Annotated in this window: 14 protein-coding genes; all 14 read left to right on the top strand. The window is 43.4% G+C overall.

Translation table 11 applies throughout. The features are described from left to right. Nucleotides 1–157 precede the first annotated feature (157 nt). A complete protein-coding gene (pyrE, locus tag HA044_RS02510; protein ID WP_003014772.1) occupies nucleotides 158–790 on the top strand; it encodes an orotate phosphoribosyltransferase in 633 nt (210 codons plus the stop codon). Between the two features lie 142 nt (nucleotides 791–932). Further along, complete coding sequence (locus HA044_RS02505) at nucleotides 933–1,532, top strand: hypothetical protein (RefSeq protein ID WP_187538982.1); 600 nt, start codon at nucleotides 933–935, stop codon at nucleotides 1,530–1,532. A gap of 142 nt (nucleotides 1,533–1,674) precedes the next feature. After that, nucleotides 1,675–2,160, top strand: a complete 486-nt coding sequence (locus HA044_RS02500) for a DUF3592 domain-containing protein (RefSeq protein WP_187538980.1) — start codon at nucleotides 1,675–1,677, stop codon at nucleotides 2,158–2,160. A gap of 73 nt (nucleotides 2,161–2,233) precedes the next feature. Then, nucleotides 2,234–2,731, top strand: coding sequence for a hypothetical protein (locus HA044_RS02495; protein ID WP_187538978.1), 498 nt, complete (start codon nucleotides 2,234–2,236; stop codon nucleotides 2,729–2,731). Between the two features lie 274 nt (nucleotides 2,732–3,005). Further along, nucleotides 3,006–4,511 carry a glycosyltransferase family 39 protein gene (locus tag HA044_RS02490; RefSeq protein ID WP_187538976.1) on the top strand — a complete coding sequence of 502 codons (1,506 nt, stop codon included), beginning with the start codon at nucleotides 3,006–3,008 and terminating at the stop codon, nucleotides 4,509–4,511. 128 nt (nucleotides 4,512–4,639) lie between these two features. Then, a complete protein-coding gene (locus HA044_RS02485; protein WP_187538974.1) occupies nucleotides 4,640–5,293 on the top strand; it encodes a uracil-DNA glycosylase in 654 nt (217 codons plus the stop codon). Between the two features lie 9 nt (nucleotides 5,294–5,302). Next, entirely contained in the window at nucleotides 5,303–5,767 is a 465-nt protein-coding gene (locus HA044_RS02480; RefSeq protein WP_187538972.1) for an 8-oxo-dGTP diphosphatase, read from the top strand. Nucleotides 5,768–5,778: 11 nt separating this feature from the next. Next, nucleotides 5,779–7,047 carry a dihydroorotase gene (locus HA044_RS02475; RefSeq protein WP_187538970.1) on the top strand — a complete coding sequence of 423 codons (1,269 nt, stop codon included), beginning with the start codon at nucleotides 5,779–5,781 and terminating at the stop codon, nucleotides 7,045–7,047. Between the two features lie 14 nt (nucleotides 7,048–7,061). After that, the gene (locus HA044_RS02470) at nucleotides 7,062–7,898 is read left to right on the top strand and encodes an SGNH/GDSL hydrolase family protein (RefSeq protein ID WP_187538968.1); all 837 of its coding nucleotides are present in this window, start codon (nucleotides 7,062–7,064) and stop codon (nucleotides 7,896–7,898) included. Beyond that, nucleotides 7,873–8,505, top strand: a complete 633-nt coding sequence (locus HA044_RS02465; RefSeq protein WP_187538966.1) for a YpmS family protein — start codon at nucleotides 7,873–7,875, stop codon at nucleotides 8,503–8,505. The genes HA044_RS02470 and HA044_RS02465 overlap by 26 nt, the downstream gene beginning before the upstream one ends. A gap of 285 nt (nucleotides 8,506–8,790) precedes the next feature. After that, nucleotides 8,791–10,353 carry a 2-isopropylmalate synthase gene (locus tag HA044_RS02460; protein WP_187538964.1) on the top strand — a complete coding sequence of 521 codons (1,563 nt, stop codon included), beginning with the start codon at nucleotides 8,791–8,793 and terminating at the stop codon, nucleotides 10,351–10,353. A 12-nt stretch (nucleotides 10,354–10,365) separates the two neighbouring features. Further along, complete coding sequence (leuB, locus tag HA044_RS02455; RefSeq protein WP_187538962.1) at nucleotides 10,366–11,403, top strand: 3-isopropylmalate dehydrogenase; 1,038 nt, start codon at nucleotides 10,366–10,368, stop codon at nucleotides 11,401–11,403. 1 nt (nucleotide 11,404) lies between these two features. Further along, nucleotides 11,405–11,683: a DUF1294 domain-containing protein gene (locus HA044_RS02450; RefSeq protein ID WP_187538960.1), complete on the top strand. Its 279-nt coding sequence runs from the start codon at nucleotides 11,405–11,407 to the stop codon at nucleotides 11,681–11,683. Between the two features lie 24 nt (nucleotides 11,684–11,707). Then, nucleotides 11,708–13,090 (top strand): 3-isopropylmalate dehydratase large subunit, encoded by a 1,383-nt coding sequence (gene leuC, locus HA044_RS02445; RefSeq protein WP_187538958.1) that lies wholly within the window; start codon nucleotides 11,708–11,710, stop codon nucleotides 13,088–13,090. The last annotated feature ends 1 nt before the right edge of the window (nucleotide 13,091 follow it).

Raw genomic sequence — 13,091 nt, 5'->3', positions numbered from 1 at the left:
CGTCGGAATAGTATGGTCTACTAAAAGTCTTACTTTTGTAGTTTTACGGGAAGTCCTATAGGACCTTCCCTAACTTACTCACTAACCTGTAAAGTTGTTGTTTAAGTCTGTTTTGGATTTAATTCGTATATGATTAAAATCGTAAAAAGGAGTTATCATGTCATTAGCTAAAGATATTGCCAGCCATCTTTTAAAAATTGAAGCCGTTTATTTGAAACCAGAAGAACCTTTTACTTGGGCTTCTGGAATCAAGTCCCCTATTTATACGGATAACCGCGTGACCCTTGCTTATCCAGAAACTCGTACCTTGATTGAGAATGGATTCGTGGATAAAATTAAGGAAGCTTTCCCTGAAGTCGAAGTGATTGCGGGGACAGCAACTGCGGGGATTCCTCATGGAGCCATTATTGCCGACAAGATGAACCTTCCTTTTGCTTACATCCGTAGCAAACCAAAAGATCATGGTGCTGGAAACCAAATCGAAGGCCGTGTACCGCAAGGTCAAAAGATGGTTGTGGTTGAAGATTTGATTTCTACTGGTGGATCTGTCTTGGATGCTGTTGCAGCTGCGAAACGTGAAGGAGCAGACGTCCTTGGTGTGGTAGCGATCTTTACTTACCAATTGGAGAAAGCTGATAAGAAATTTGCGGAAGCTGGCGTTCAACTTGAAACCTTGTCAAACTACACAGAATTGATCCACTTGGCAGAAGAACAGGGCTACATTACCTCTGAAGGTTTGGAACTGTTGCGTCGTTTCAAAGAAAACCAAGAAACTTGGCAAGACAAATAATATAACTGAAGCGTTTCTAACGCTTCTTTTTTATACTCTTTTCACTAGTTGGTGGTTAACTTGAAACCCAAAGTAAAATCCGGTATGATAGTAGTAATTGTTTTTATGGATGAAGAAAAAACTATTTTTAAGGGAGAATAAGATGACAAAAATACATTATTTGCAAATGAAGAAGCAAGCTCGGGTCTGGTTTACTGTCAATATTATTATCAGTTTGATCGCTATTGCGGGAGGTATTTTAGTGGTCATTAGTAAATCACGTCATATTCCATTTTTACTGATGTCCTTGGGGGCATTGATCTTGATGAACCAAGTCTTGGTTAGCCCTGCTTTCAACGCTAAAAAAGAAGCCGAGGAAGAACATCTAGACTGGAAGGTCTTGTCTACTAAAGATTCTAAAATACCTGTGGAAGATCTACAGAAAGGTATTCTCGTATCAGCTCTAGCTCTTCTGATTGTCATTATTGGTTTTTTCATGTTCTATCGTCCTCTTCCGACAACAGATGCAGGAACTGAAGTGATCAAAACCTATCGTGAGATTCAGTCTGTTCCGGAAAGTTCAACAGAAAAAGAATCTAGCTCGATCTCCAATTTGACTCCGAAAGATATTCAAACTTTACAAGAATTGAAAGAGGATATCGAATCAAACACCCCATCAGATTCACCATCACTGGATATCAACAAAGCAAAAGATCTTGCAGAAAAGGCACAACAGCAAAATTGGTTGAAAAGAGGAGAGTAAGGATTCCTGTTCTTTACTTACTTGACAGATTTATAGTAGATTTTAATTGATAAAGAGAAATTCATTATCGATTATTGAAACAATTTTTATTATTAAGAAAGATAACTCGAAAAAAATAAATTGGTTTTCTAGAAAGGATTTAATGGTTTTGTTTTGGTTTATTTTGGGAATCTTGACCCTTGTTTTCCTGATCATACTGCTGATCTTTTACACCTTGTATCTTCGTGAAATGAAGGTAAAAACAGCATCAACCGCACAAGTTATGGGAGAAGTCGTTGCTTTTGATTCCAAAAATCAACTTCTTGTATCCTTGCCTGTGGTGGAATATCAAGTCGGTGGCGAAAGCTACCAAAAGACCTTTAGCTATGCTTATTTTATAGAGACCTCTTCTAAGTCAAAACAGACAGATGTTTTTGATAGAAGGTACATTCTTGGATCAGGCAAAAATCTGGATTTACAGTTGATTTTTCCAATTGGCTCTCCCATGACAGTCTTTTATCATCCAGACGACCCCCAGATAGGTTTTGTCGAACGCTATGCCGGCTTAGTTGGTTTCTATAAAATTGGAATGGTTTTAACAGCTATTATCTATCTCGTGCTATCAGGTATTCTAGTTTTGGTATTTTGAATTACTACCAGTTACCTGAATTACGAAAAACTGAACGCACTTTTAAAATATTAATTTAACAAGAGGTTTTTCAATGCTCAAAAAAGGAACATGTTTTACTATCAGTTTGAATGGGAAAAGGCCTCTATGGGGATTCTTTTTGTTGGTAACAGATCAAGGGGAAGAATTCATCATCAAACGCAATAGTAAGATCCCTTTTGACAGATACCGTAAAGTGTATCAGACTACCTATTCATTTAAAGAGAAAGTCTTTACAAAGAAAGCTCCAAACAATCTTTCGGCTGTCATTGGTGTTCCACTAAGTTTGTTATTAGCAAGAACATTTAGAAAGATCCTTCCCATGGACCTTTTCTTTGGAAAACCGAATCTTGATTTGGATGTTAGAGAAGGAGTGGTGAACGTTCTGATATTTCTTCTTGCTGTCATCGTCACTTTATGGTTGGTTACTATTGCCAGATATGTGCGGTTGAAAAGATATGTTAAGAAAAATGGAGTAGAACTAGTATTAGTTGGTCAGATAAAACCAGTAGAGTATCTTCAAAAAACAGCAAATGGAACCGAGGTGTGGTGAATGCGAAAAATGAGAAAACGACAGTTGTTTGCGCTTGTTTGTTTAAGTGCTCTACTCCTGTTTTTTGCGTATTTTGTACAAATGCGCTTGTTTTTGGCCTTGATTTTATGTTTAATTGTAATCCTATTTTACAGAGGCCTTGAATTTACAGAGCCTAGGGAAATTGAGTTTGATTTCAAGGAAGATCGTAAATAACAAAGATAATTCCTCAATCTAAATGATTTCGTATCAGTCCAAAACAGCAGAAATGCTGTTTTTTTGGTATAATGGACCTATGTTATCGAAAAGTAAACGTACCTTATTTGGGTTACTGTATCTTGTCATGTTGCTCCTCATGGTCCACTGGTTGTATACTAGTGTGATGTATCTACAAGAAATTTCAAAGATTGCCATTTTCATTGCTGTCTTCTTGTTTCTTCTAGCTTGGTTGCTACGTGATCGGCTAAAGATAGCCTATGTTTGGCTGACCCAGCATAAAAAAGGTTTCCTGATTGGAGCCATTATTTGTCAGTTTGTGATGATGGTTTGTGCGGAGCTTTTGATCCGTCGGGATGCTGCAGTTGTTTTTAAGGGAGCTTTTGATCTTCTTAAGCAATCTTCCATCACCAACTACCTCAGTCGCAATCCCAATAACATTCCGCTTTTCCTTTACGAAAAGTTTTTCTACGTGATCTTTGGTTCTAGCGGTTTGTGGGTCATGCAGCTTCTCAACATCCTCTATGTCAATTTGGGTGCCGTCCTCTTGTACAAGCTGTCCCAGAAGCATTTCAGTCAAAAAACAGCTGATTTGGCTTTTGTCTTTTATGTGAGCTTGATTTGCTATTCGCCTTATTTTTATTCCATGTACACGGATATTCTACCCATCCCATTGATCACCCTACAGCTATGGTGGGTACTTGACCTTCTGAAGGCTGATGATGCAGTCATCTCTTGGAAAGAGCTGCTAGGACTGGGTGTTTTATCAGGCGTTGCCATGTTGATCCGTCCAACGACGATTATTGTCATGATCGCCTTTTGGGCTGTGCTTTTCTTCCGTGGTAATTGGAAGTCCTTTGGCAAGATCGCTATGGTGACAGGCCTTACGACGGGCTTTGTCTTTGCTGGCTTGAATATCGCGGTGGAACACCAGACGGTTGTTCCGATTTTGAAAAAGGAAGGTCTCGCAAAGGGCCCACTCTTGTTTATCAATTTAGGCTTGACGGATATGGGCCATAACCAAGAGGATATGAAAGAGGGTTTGCTGGCTTATATCGATGAGGACAAGCGGTCGGATTATAACAATGGGCTTTTTAAGAAAGAAAATGTCATCAAAGAAATCAAGCGCCGTCTCAAAGAGTATGGTCCTTGGGGCTTGCTGGGGCATATTTATTACAAGCAGTCCTTGACAGTGGCAGAAGGGACACTTGGTTGGCTTTATCGTGACGTGGAGTACGAAAAGACCCCATTTATCAATCCTCTCTATGCGCCACTGACGAAAAACAATGGTCTGGCGAAATGGGTACGGACTTACTTCCTCAGCATTGACCGTCCGCAATACAAGTATTATGAATTTGTAAAGCAGTTGATCTGGATTGTCCTGTCAGCTGGCTTGGTTGGGGCCTTTCTCAAACGTCGAGATACAGATGCCTTCAATTTCCTTTCCTTAGCGGTCTTTGGTGGCTTGCTCTTCTTGACCATTTTTGAAGGTGGGAAGACCCGCTACCTCATTCAATTCTTGCCGCAAATTATACTAGTCGCTTCGATCGGTCTAGCAGGATTCAGTAAGAAAGAAAATACATAAAAACTCTCGCTTGTTTGACAGGCAGAAAAAGAGGTTGGATAATATGTCCAGCCTTTTTTTATCCAGTGGATCTGCGCCAAATGTGGTATAATGGAAGGTAAGAATTTATTGGACAGGGGAGAGTTTTCATGGAGCATTCACCATGGCATGAAGCCATCAAATCCCACCTTCCTGAAGGGTATTTTCATCAGATCAATGACTTTATGAATGAGGTCTATAACAAAGGAGTGGTCTATCCACCGCGTGATAAGGTCTTTAAGGCCTTGCAGACAACGGAGATGGACCAGGTCAAGGTCTTGATCTTAGGTCAAGATCCCTACCACGGACCGGATCAAGCGCAAGGCTTAAGTTTTTCTGTTCCGGATCATGTACCAGCTCCGCCTTCTTTGCAAAATATTCTCAAAGAATTGCGCTCAGATATTGGAGAGAAGCGGTCGCATGATCTGACCTCTTGGGCAGAGCAAGGAGTGCTCTTGCTCAATGCCTGCTTGACGGTTCCTGCTGGTCAGGCTAATGGTCATGCGGGTCAAATTTGGGAGCCGTTCACAGATGCTGTGATCAAGGTGGTCAATGAGTTGGAGGAGCCAGTTGTCTTTATCCTCTGGGGATCTTATGCCCGTAAGAAAAAGCCTCTGATTACCCATGATCGACATTTGGTCCTCGAATCAGCTCACCCAAGTCCCTTATCGGCTTACCGAGGATTCTTTGGGTCTCAACCCTTTTCAAAAACCAATCAATTTTTGACAGAGGCGGGACGTGAGCCGATTGATTGGTTAAGATAGGAGAAAGAAATGCCACAATTAGCAACGATTTGTTATATCGACAATGGGAAAGAATTTCTCATGTTGCATCGCAATAAGAAGCCCAATGATGTCCATGAAGGTAAATGGATCGGGGTTGGTGGGAAATTAGAACGCGGGGAAACCCCACAGGAGTGTGCTGTCCGTGAAATTTTTGAGGAGACAGGCCTGAAAGCTAAGCCTGTCTTGAAAGGGATCATTACCTTTCCTGAGTTTACACCTGATTTGGACTGGTACACTTATGTCTTTAAGGTGACGGACTTTGAGGGCGAACTAATCGAATGTAACGAAGGGACCTTGGAGTGGGTACCTTATGATCAAGTCCTCTTAAAACCAACCTGGGAGGGGGACCACACCTTTGTCGAGTGGTTGTTAGAGGATAAACCCTTCTTTTCAGCAATGTTTCGCTATGACGGCGACCGTTTATTAGAGTCGCATGTTGATTTTTATGAATAAAGGAGAATGCAATGGTTGTCATTAAAAATGGTCGTGTCATGGATCCAAAGACCGGTTTGGATCAAATCTGTGACCTTCGCATTGAGGGAAAGAAAATTATAGAGATCGCTGAAAATCTCCCAACGGATGGACAAGAGGTGCTTGATGCTTCAGGTCTAGTGGTAGCTCCTGGTTTGATCGATGTGCACGTGCATTTTCGTGAACCCGGCCAAACCCATAAAGAAGATATCCATACGGGTGCTTTAGCAGCAGCTGCGGGTGGTTTTACCCGAGTAGTCATGATGGCCAATACCAATCCGACTATTTCAGATATTCCGACCTTAGAGGAAGTCTTAGCTTCTGCAGCCAAGGAAAATCTCCACATTCATACGGTTGCGACGGTGACCAAGAATTTTGACGGTCAACACCTGACAGATTTTGAAGGCCTGCTCAAGGCGGGTGCGGCTGGTTTTTCAGATGATGGGATTCCCCTTCAAAGCACCAAGGTTGTCCGCCAAGCCTTGGAAGAAGCCAAGCGTCTAGGAACCTTTATTAGTCTACATGAAGAAGACCCTGAGTTGAATGGCATTCTTGGGTTGAATGAGAACATTGCCAAGGAACACTTCCATGTCTGTGGGGCGACGGGGGTGGCCGAATACTCGATGGCTGCGCGTGATGCCATGATTGCGCTTGCGACAGGTGCTCACCTTCATATCCAACACCTTTCCAAGGAAGAAAGTGTCAAGGTTGTGGCATTTGCCCAAGGATTAGGAGCTCATGTGACGGCAGAAGTGGCGCCTCAACACTTTTCGAAAACAGAAAGTCTACTCTTGACCAAGGGAAGCAATGCCAAGATGAACCCCCCTCTACGCTTGGAATCAGACCGTTTAGCAGTGATTGAAGGCTTGAAGTCAGGCGTCATCTCCGTGATTGCGACAGACCACGCGCCTCACCATGCTGATGAGAAGAATGTTCCTGATATTACCAAGGCACCATCTGGAATGACCGGTCTTGAAACATCACTTTCTCTTGGTTTGACCTACTTGGTCCATGCAGGACATTTGAGCCTCATGCAGTTGCTAGAAAAGATGTCCTATAATCCAGCACGTCTCTATGATTTTGATGCTGGATATATTGCTGTGGATGGACCAGCAGATTTGACCCTCTTTGATCCAGAAGCAGACCGTTTGGTATCGGATCATTTTGCTTCAAAAGCTGGAAATTCCCCATTTGTGGGCGAAACACTAAAAGGAAAAGTGGCTTACACCATTTGTGATGGAAAAGTGATTTTTCAAGGATAAGCGATCGTATTCATATGAATCTTAAAAAAATGATGCAAGGCTTGGTTTTCTTTGTAACCAGCCTTCTTGTCTTTGTCTTTCTATTTCGTGCTTTGCTCCCGACTGCATCTCCTTGCATGACCAAGGCCAAACCGTCTACCAAAGAGGTCACCTATACCTATGTAGCGCTAGGAGATTCCTTGACAAAAGGTGTAGGTGATAGCACCAAGCAAGGAGGCTTTGTGCCCTTACTCGCTCAAAGCCTATCCAATGAAAATGACGGCCGGTACCAGCCTGTTAACTATGGTGTTCCTGGAAATACAAGTGCTCAGATTTTAGATCGACTCAAGAAACAAGCAGACCTCCAAAAAGATCTCAAAAAGGCGCGTGTTATGACCTTAACGGTTGGAGGAAATGATCTACGCAAAGTTGTTGTCGATCATCTGAGTGATTTTTCTCTATCAGATATCCGAAAACCGCTCAAGAATTATACAGCTAACCTCAAAGAAATTATCACAAAAGCCAGAAAGGACAATCCCCATCTTCCTATTTATGTAGTGGGGATCTACAATCCTCTTTACCTGAATTTTCCTGAATTAACCAGTATTCAGACGGCTGTAGATCGTTGGAATGAGACGACGGAAGAAACCATCGCACAATTTGATCAGGTCTATTTCGTTCCGATCAATGATGCCCTGTATAAAGGAATCGACGGGAAAATGGGCGTATCAGAAATCAGTGATGGCAAGGCGACGATTGCTAACGATGCCTTGTATGAAGAAGATCGTTTTCACCCCAACAACACAGGTTATGAAAAGATGAAACAAGCAATATTGGAGAAAATCAATGCGACTAAGAAAACTTGGAATTAACAGCATCCCCAAGAAAGACCAACTAGCTCAGATTAAAAAGATAAATATTTGGAAATGGCTCTTTTTAGTCTTGGTGAGTCTCCTTGTAGCTCTGGGCCTTGTGGTACAAAGCCGATTGGCAACACCTAGAGAAGATGTCCGTCAGCTCCAACAGACTGCAAAGACTAGTGACGTCCAAGTTGGGACCATGACGACAACCAGAGATCAGCTCAATGACACCATTAAATATCTGCTAAAAAAATACCATTTATCCGATTACAAGGTCTATGCGGACAACCAACAGATTTTACTAGAAGGGCAGTTGAGTCTTCTGGGCAAATCCTACCCCTTGTACATTTACTTTCAACCATCCAAGTTGGAAAACGGTAATATTCTCTTGACGGTGAAGGACTTTTCAGTGGGAAGCTTCCAAATCCCCCAAAGGATGGTCTTGCAGCTCTTGAGTAAAAATAAAAACATCCCAAAATTCATTCAGATCTCACCCAAGCAGTCCACCATCACCATTCTCTTGTCGGAGATGGACAACGACTTTGGAATCTATGCCAAGGCCAATACCATTGATCTCTATAATGACAAGATCGTTTTTGATTTGTATCAGAAGAAGTAGGGGAAAAGGGGATATTTTGTTTCTATTCAAAAAATTCAGAATATTACGGAAAATTCTTGACATTGTTTTTTCCCTATGCTACAATACTAAACAAGACATTGAACAAAGGAGAAAGTCAAACATGAATACAGCTAAGTTTATTCAATTTGCTTTGTTGTTGAGGTATAAGGGCTAGTGCAGAAGCATTAGTCCTGTTTGGCTTACCAAGCGGGCAAAAACATCTCGCTTGGTTGACCGAGTGAGATGTTTTTCTTTATATCCACTATATAGAAATGAGGAGACCCTATGCGTAAAGTTGAATTTTTAGATACCAGTCTTCGAGATGGTGAACAAACACCGGGTGTAAATTTTTCGATCAAGGAAAAAATTTCCATTGCCAAACAATTGGAAAAATGGGGTATTTCTGCTATTGAAGCAGGTTTTCCAGCGGCTAGTCCGGATTCCTTCACAGCTGTACAGGAAATTGCAAAGGTCTTAACCAAGACAGCCGTAACTGGCCTAGCTCGTTCTGTCAAATCTGACATTGATGCTTGTTATGAAGCCTTAAAGGATGCCAAGTATCCGCAAGTTCACGTCTTTATCGCAACCAGTCCCATTCACCGGGAGTTTAAACTCAACAAGAGCAAGGAAGAAATACTTGAAGCCATTAAAGAGCACGTTTCATATGCGCGTTCAAAGTTTGAGATTGTGGAGTTCTCACCAGAAGATGCGACACGGACGGAATTGGATTTCCTCTTGCAAGTTGTCCAGACTGCAGTCGATGCAGGGGCAAGCTACATCAATATTCCTGATACAGTCGGTTTCACGACACCAGCAGAGTATGGCGCGATTTTCAAATACTTGATTGACCATGTCAAGACGGACCGCGAGATTATCTATTCACCTCATTGCCATGATGATCTAGGAATGGCAGTGGCGAATAGCCTCGCTGCTGTTAAAAATGGTGCCCGCCGAGTGGAAGGGACCATCAATGGGATCGGTGAACGGGCTGGAAATGCGGCACTTGAAGAAGTGGCGGTCGCTCTTAATATTCGCGAAGACTATTACCAGGTGGAGAGCCCGATTGTGCTCAATGAAACCATCAATACTTCTGAGTTGGTTTCTCGTTACTCTGGGATTCCAATTCCTAAAAACAAAGCGGTTGTTGGTGGCAATGCCTTCTCACATGAATCTGGAATTCACCAAGATGGGGTCCTTAAAAACCCTCTTACTTATGAAATCATCACCCCTGAGTTGGTGGGCGTCAAGAGCAACAGTCTTCCTCTTGGAAAATTGTCTGGTCGCCATGCCTTTATTGAGAAACTCCATGAGTTAGGACTTGATTTCTCAGAGGAAGATATCCAACCATTGTTTGCTAAATTCAAATCTTTGGCAGACAAGAAACACGAGATCACAGATGCCGATATCCGCGCCCTTGTTGCCGGTACAGCAGTGGAAAATCCAGATGGCTTCCAATTCAATGATCTCCGCTTGTCGACCAATGCCGATGAAAGTATTTCTGCAGCAGTTAGCCTTAGAAATGAAGAGGGAGAAGTGCTTGAATTCTTGGCTGATGGTCAAGGATCGGTTGAAGCCATCTTTAATGCGATTGATAAATTCTTCAACCAAACCGTTCGGTTGACATCTTACAATATCGATGCGGTGACCGATGGGATTGACGCCCAAGCTCGTGTCTTGGTATCCGTGGAAAATGTCGATACAGATACGATTTTCAATGCCTCTGGTTTGGACTTTGACGTATTGAAGGCGTCAGCAATTGCCTATATCAATGCCAATACCCTAGTGCAAAAAGAGAATGCGGGTGAGATGGGACGAGCTGTTTCTTACCGTGATCTTCCACAAGCCTAAGAGGAAATGAACATGACAAAGAAAATTGTAACACTTGCAGGAGATGGGATTGGCCCTGAGATCATGGCAGCTGGGCTAGAGGTCCTTGCAGCCGTTGCTCCCAAAATTGGCTTTGATTATAGCCTAGAAGACAAACCTTTTGGGGGTGCGGGGATTGATGCCGCTGGTCATCCACTTCCCCAAGATACTCTAGAAGCAGCGAAAGGAGCGGATGCTATTCTTCTTGCAGCCATCGGAAGTCCGGAGTATGACCATGCTCCTGTTCGTCCAGAACAAGGCCTGCTCGCTATTCGCAAGGAATTAAATCTTTTTGCAAATATTCGCCCTGTACGGATTTTTGACGCCTTGAAACACCTGTCTCCTTTGAAACCAGAGCGTATCGAGGGTGTCGACTTCGTAGTTGTGCGTGAATTGACAGGTGGGATTTACTTTGGAGAGCATATCTTGAAAGAAAATACAGCGCGCGATATCAATGATTACAGCGCAGAAGAAATCCGTCGGATTATGCACCAAGCCTTCAAGATTGCACAAGGACGTGGCAAGAAAGTGACCAGTATCGATAAGCAAAATGTCCTTGCAACGTCTAAATTGTGGCGCCAAGTAGCAGAAGAAGTTGCCAAAGAATTTCCAGATGTGACTTTAGAGCACCAGCTTGTAGACAGTGCGGCCATGATCATGATCACCAATCCGGCCCGCTTTGATGTCGTCGTGACAGAGAATCTATTTGGAGATATCTTATCGGACGAATCGAGTGTCCTTCCTGGAACACTAGGTGTGATGCCGTCTGCCAGTCATTCTGACCAAGGGCCAAGCATGTATGAGCCGATTCATGGCTCAGCTCCTGATATTGCTGGTCAGGGCATTGCCAATCCGATTTCTATGATCCTGTCTGTTGCTATGATGCTGCGAGACAGTTTTGGAGAAACAAGGGGAGCAGAAATGATTGAAGAAGCGGTCAATCAAACCTTGAATCAGGGGATTTTAACCCGAGATCTAGGTGGTCAGGCTTCGACTGCAGAGATGACAGCAGCTATCATAAGGAATCTCTAAGATGACTTGGAGAGATCGCTGTTTACTAGTGATAGCTTTTTGGAATGGTATGGTCTTTCTGACCTATGGATTAGATAAGCGAAAAGCCATCCAAAACAGGTGGCGGATTCCTGAAAAGGTCCTCTTACTCGAGAGCTGGCTACTTGGTGGCTTTGGAGCTCTTCTAGGTGGGCATCTCTTTCACCACAAGGTACGGAAATGGTATTTCCAAGCCACCTGGTGGATGAGTAGCCTTCTCTTAGCAGGTATCCTCTTTCTAATCCTTCGATGGATTCCCTAGCAACAAGATAAATGGAGAAAGACGATGAGTGGAAAATCTATCTTTGATAAACTTTGGGACCGCCACGTGATTACAGGAGTGGAAGGGCAACCCCAACTCATGTATGTGGACCAACACTATATCCACGAAGTGACGAGTCCCCAAGCCTTTCAAGGATTACGGGATGCAGGACGCAAGGTTCGACGACCCGATTTAACCTTTGGAACCTTTGATCACAATGTTCCAACGGTTAATATTTATGATATCCGAGATGTCATTTCAAAGGCCCAGATTGACAAATTAGCTGAGAATGTAGTAGAATTCGGGATCAATCATGCAGCTCACGGTTCAGAAAAACAAGGGATTGTTCATATGATAGGCCCTGAAACCGGTCGGACCCAGCCAGGAAAATTTATTGTCTGTGGAGACAGCCATACCGCAACCCACGGAGCCTTCGGTGCTATTGCCTTTGGAATTGGAACCAGTGAAGTGGAGCATGTCTTTGCCACCCAAACCCTCTGGCAAGTCAAACCAAAGAAGATGTTGGTCGAATTCACCGGAACCCCACAAAAAGGGATCTATTCAAAGGATTACATCCTATCTTTGATAGCGCGCTACGGTGTTGCGTGTGGAGTTGGCTATGTCGTAGAGTATCGGGGGGAAGCGATTGATCGCTTGACCATGGAAGAACGGATGACCATCTGCAACATGTCGATCGAGTTTGGATCAAAAATGGGGATCATGAATCCAGATGAGACGACCTTTGACTACCTTCGGGGACGCGAATGTGTGCCAAGTGATTTTGAGGCCGCAGTAGCTGACTGGAAGACTCTGGTCAGTGATGACGATGCGGTATACGACAAGGTCATCCGCTTGGATGTATCTGAACTAGCTCCGATGGTGACTTGGGGGACTAATCCTTCTATGGGAGTGGACTTTGAGACACCCTTCCCAGAGATTCGGGACATGAATGATGAACGGGCTTATCATTATATGGATTTAGAACCTGGTCAAAAACCAGCAGACATTGAATTGGGCTATATCTTTATCGGTTCCTGTACCAATGCGCGTCTCAGTGATTTAGAGCTGGCAGCCAAGTTTGTGAAAGGCAAAAAAATCGCGCCCAACTTAACAGCCATTGTCGTACCTGGCTCTCGTCCGGTCAAGCAAGCTGCTGAAAAATTGGGCTTGGATCAAATCTTTATGGATGCAGGTTTTGAATGGCGTGATCCAGGTTGCTCGATGTGTCTCGGAATGAACCCAGACAAGGTGCCGGATGGCGTCCACTGTGCCTCTACTAGCAATCGAAACTTTGAAGATCGTCAAGGGTTTGGGGCCAAGACCCATCTCTGTAGCCCCGCTATGGCCGCTGCAGCAGCAATTGCTGGTCGCTTTGTCGATGTGCGCCAATTGCCAGAAGTCGAGTAAA

The organism is Streptococcus sp. IMAU 99161 (assembly GCF_014435245.1).
Taxonomy (GTDB): Bacteria; Bacillota; Bacilli; order Lactobacillales; family Streptococcaceae; genus Streptococcus; species Streptococcus lactarius.
Note: the sequence above shows the minus strand (reverse complement) of the source record. Positions and strands in the feature narration are given on the sequence as shown.

What these genes read in the sequence shown, in the direction of transcription:
- pyrE (WP_003014772.1), top strand. Translation starts at nt 158, where the DNA reads ATGTCATTAGCTAAAGATATTGCCAGCCATCTTTTAAAAATTGAAGCC.
- HA044_RS02505 (WP_187538982.1), top strand. Translation starts at nt 933, where the DNA reads ATGACAAAAATACATTATTTGCAAATGAAGAAGCAAGCTCGGGTCTGG.
- HA044_RS02500 (WP_187538980.1), top strand. Translation starts at nt 1,675, where the DNA reads ATGGTTTTGTTTTGGTTTATTTTGGGAATCTTGACCCTTGTTTTCCTG.
- HA044_RS02495 (WP_187538978.1), top strand. Translation starts at nt 2,234, where the DNA reads ATGCTCAAAAAAGGAACATGTTTTACTATCAGTTTGAATGGGAAAAGG.
- HA044_RS02490 (WP_187538976.1), top strand. Translation starts at nt 3,006, where the DNA reads ATGTTATCGAAAAGTAAACGTACCTTATTTGGGTTACTGTATCTTGTC.
- HA044_RS02485 (WP_187538974.1), top strand. Translation starts at nt 4,640, where the DNA reads ATGGAGCATTCACCATGGCATGAAGCCATCAAATCCCACCTTCCTGAA.
- HA044_RS02480 (WP_187538972.1), top strand. Translation starts at nt 5,303, where the DNA reads ATGCCACAATTAGCAACGATTTGTTATATCGACAATGGGAAAGAATTT.
- HA044_RS02475 (WP_187538970.1), top strand. Translation starts at nt 5,779, where the DNA reads ATGGTTGTCATTAAAAATGGTCGTGTCATGGATCCAAAGACCGGTTTG.
- HA044_RS02470 (WP_187538968.1), top strand. Translation starts at nt 7,062, where the DNA reads ATGAATCTTAAAAAAATGATGCAAGGCTTGGTTTTCTTTGTAACCAGC.
- HA044_RS02465 (WP_187538966.1), top strand. Translation starts at nt 7,873, where the DNA reads ATGCGACTAAGAAAACTTGGAATTAACAGCATCCCCAAGAAAGACCAA.
- HA044_RS02460 (WP_187538964.1), top strand. Translation starts at nt 8,791, where the DNA reads ATGCGTAAAGTTGAATTTTTAGATACCAGTCTTCGAGATGGTGAACAA.
- leuB (WP_187538962.1), top strand. Translation starts at nt 10,366, where the DNA reads ATGACAAAGAAAATTGTAACACTTGCAGGAGATGGGATTGGCCCTGAG.
- HA044_RS02450 (WP_187538960.1), top strand. Translation starts at nt 11,405, where the DNA reads ATGACTTGGAGAGATCGCTGTTTACTAGTGATAGCTTTTTGGAATGGT.
- leuC (WP_187538958.1), top strand. Translation starts at nt 11,708, where the DNA reads ATGAGTGGAAAATCTATCTTTGATAAACTTTGGGACCGCCACGTGATT.